Here is a 262-nt window from a genome sequence, read left to right on the forward strand (position 1 = left end):
CCCTCCGCATCGCGCACAAAGCGCTCTGCTGCAACGGCCAGTTTCACTTCGACGCCGGCCGAATACGCTGCAGCGGTGAGCGCACGCAGATAGCCGAGACCACGAGGCATCACGGGCTTGAAGCACCGACGCCATTCGCTGCCGAAAACCTCAAAGGGTTCCGGCAGAAAGTTCATGCCGTGCCGTTCGAGCCAGACAAGCGCATCGCCGGCATTCTTTGCAAGTACGCCGACGACCGCCGGATCATTGGCATGCTGTCCCG

At 62.2% G+C, this 262-nt stretch carries 1 pseudogene; it reads right to left on the reverse strand.

Annotated elements, in window-relative coordinates:
- Window positions 1–262, reverse strand: a pseudogene (locus H6A60_RS13275) (FAD-dependent oxidoreductase); the annotation flags it as partial.

It is taken from the genome of Sutterella massiliensis (assembly GCF_016899755.1).
Classification (GTDB): domain Bacteria; phylum Pseudomonadota; class Gammaproteobacteria; order Burkholderiales; family Burkholderiaceae_F; genus Sutterella; species Sutterella massiliensis.